The 1,419-nt window shown below is 60.0% G+C and carries 1 protein-coding gene; it reads right to left on the bottom strand.

The window, feature by feature from the left end; all coding sequences use genetic code 11:
- Positions 1-104 precede the first annotated feature (104 nt).
- Positions 105-1,301, bottom strand: coding sequence for an IS256 family transposase (locus AWB72_RS28295; protein ID WP_040051312.1), 1,197 nt, complete (start codon positions 1,299-1,301; stop codon positions 105-107).
- Positions 1,302-1,419 lie beyond the last annotated feature (118 nt).

Genomic DNA, 1,419 nt, shown 5'->3' with positions numbered 1-1,419 from the left:
AGTTGTGTGCGTCAAGATGTGCAGAAACCGGGTGTCGGTGGTTTCAGTTGATCCTTCTTTGCGGCGTGCGGTGCGAAGGGCGTAGCGCGCAGCGCCGAACACCGCTATGCAGCAGCGCGCAAGAACTCCTTTTTCTGCTCGGCCAGCAGGGCCATGTTCAGATAACGGCTGTCCTCCAGCCACGTTTCATGGGTTTCGCTGCATAGCGCCCTGACTAAGCGCAGGCATGCGGCCTCATTTGGGAAGATCCTCACGATACGCGTGCGCCGCTTGATCTCTTCGTTCAAGCGCTCGAGCATGTTGGTCGACTTCAAATGCTTGTGATGCGCACGCGGCAGCCGGTAGAACGTGAGCGTCTCGGCAATGTTTCCTTCAACCCAATCGACAAGCTTCGGATATTTGCCCTGCCACTTCGTAATCCACGCCGCGAGATCTCGTTGCGCCTCTTGCAGGTCGCGTCGGTCGTACATCCAGCGTAGTTCCTGCAGGCAGTCGTCGTCGGCCTTGCGTGGCAGGTAGTCCAACGCGTTGCGCAAAAAGTGCACGTAGCAGCGTTGCCAGGCGGCCTCCGGAAGCACCTCGCCGATGGCCTTCTTCAATCCCGCATGGTCGTCCGAGGCGACAAACTCAACGCCTGAGAGCCCGCGCTTTTTCAGCCCCAGCAAGAACTCCTTCCAGCTCGACTGGCTCTCGCGGTTCGCCAGCTCCACGGCGAGTACTTGCCGATGACCTTCCCAGTTGATGCCAATGGCAATCAGCACCGCTTGCGAGCGAATCACGCCCGATTCGCGCACCTTCTCATAGCGCGCATCGACGATCAGATACGGATACGCTTCCTCTAACGGCCTGTGCGCGAACTTCGCCAGCGTTGCGTCGAGTCCTTTATTGATGGCGGAGATTGCTGAGGCCGAGAAGCTGTGACCGCACAGCTCTTCGGTGATCGCCTTGACCTTACGAGTCGAGACGCCCTGTACGTACATCTCGGCAAGCGCAGCCACCAGCGCTTTCTCGCTGCGCGCATAGCGCTCGAACAAGGCAGTGGAGAATTCGCCGTGACGGTCGCGCGGCACGCGCAGCTCCAGCTTGCCGATGCGCGTCACCAGCCCGCGGCCGTAGTAGCCGGCTCGATAGCCACTGCGCGTCTCAGTTCGCTCGTTGGGCGATGCACCCAGCAGCTCGGTCATCTCCGCTTCGAGTACTTCCTGAAGCGCATCCTTCATGAGCGCCCTCATCAGGTCGCGGTCGCCGGCAACCAGCGCTTCCACTGGCGGCCGGTTCGTACTACGCTTGGTCGTGGCCATGGCGTAAGCCCTCCCGAGGGCAGGTTGAGGAACTTGACATTCATCAACTTACACCACGGCCACCCCTCCTAAGCATTTTCCCGCCAGCAGCTTTTTGCACACTTCTCGGTACATTACC

Source organism: Caballeronia concitans (genome assembly GCF_001544615.1).
GTDB classification, from domain to species: Bacteria; Pseudomonadota; Gammaproteobacteria; order Burkholderiales; family Burkholderiaceae; genus Caballeronia; species Caballeronia concitans.
Note: the sequence above shows the minus strand (reverse complement) of the source record. Positions and strands in the feature narration are given on the sequence as shown.